Annotated in this window: 2 protein-coding genes; both read left to right on the plus strand. The window is 32.6% G+C overall.

All coding sequences use genetic code 11. The features are described 5' to 3' along the window. Positions 1–104: 104 nt before the first annotated feature. Positions 105–620, plus strand: a complete 516-nt coding sequence (locus tag BUB37_RS21245) for a hypothetical protein (RefSeq protein WP_072996089.1) — start codon at positions 105–107, stop codon at positions 618–620. Between the two features lie 3 nt (positions 621–623). After that, complete coding sequence (locus BUB37_RS21250) at positions 624–1,025, plus strand: hypothetical protein (RefSeq protein WP_139278180.1); 402 nt, start codon at positions 624–626, stop codon at positions 1,023–1,025. Positions 1,026–1,131 lie beyond the last annotated feature (106 nt).

A 1,131-nucleotide genomic window follows, 5' to 3' on the forward strand; every position in this document is an offset into this window, starting at 1 on the left:
GACATCACCGGCTATAGCGAATGTGCGTCTAATGGCGACCCCTTGCCAAGGTATGCAAAGCATACCTCGCAACTCGCCATAGCCGTCTGGCCGTTGTACACCATTTGAGAAAAGCATTTGCAATCATATTGACCTTTATCGGATTTTTGTCATTTGGACAAGAAACGAAACTGAATACGATTGAAAAAAGTGAGTTAGACAGTATTTATGTCAGAGCATTAAATAGCAGATTTGACCTTTTACTTTCGAGCGGTTGGAAATATATTGAACTCAACGAAAATGGACAGCGGATCTCCAAACTGAACGTATCTGACCGATACAAGTTTTTGACCAATGAGGAATTAATTGACTTGTCAATAAAAGAAAAAAACACAATTCGGATTTTGCGTCTGACTCACAAAATAATCGGAACTGACACAGTTGACGTGAATTTTGGAATTGTAAATGTTACTGGAAAGCGGAAAATTCATTTCAACAGTGGACTGAAATTTAAAAAAGCGGATTTTACATTAGATTGTGGCGGAACAAATGGATATGTACCTGATATGAGATTTGTGTTTGACCAAAAGAAAAATAATTGGGAATTAAAAGATGGAAAGTATAAAATACCGGCTGATTAATATATGAGATATGTTATCAAAATTTGGTTATTTACAGTAATCGTTTCGCCTCTATTATTAGCATTAATATTAGGTGCTGTTATAAATGATTCGAATTTTACAAGCATATTAAATTCCTACGAAATAATATTTGTAATGATAATTGTCGGCTTTCTTTCGTCAATTCCTGCAATGGCAATATTTTGGTTAATAAAAAGGTTTTTGAAAAATAAATACTCAAGCGTAAACGAGAAGATTATATTATCAATTTATAGCTTTCTATCAGTTTGGATTACATTTTTCATAGTTGATAGCGGATTTATTACAAGATGGTCTGAACAGACAATTTGGGTTTTTATATATTCACTAACAATAGTTGTAGGAGTTTGGATTTTTAAAAACGATAATAAAGTAATAACTGAATAAAAAACGGTGTACAACAATGGCTCCTATGAAAAGCCATAGTCCAGTTCTCTAAAGTTAATCAATATTTTCTTTTTGCCTTAAACCACCTTTTTTATTTTAAAATAAC

Origin of the sequence: Pseudozobellia thermophila (assembly GCF_900141855.1) — a bacterium.
Taxonomy (GTDB): domain Bacteria; phylum Bacteroidota; class Bacteroidia; order Flavobacteriales; family Flavobacteriaceae; genus Pseudozobellia; species Pseudozobellia thermophila.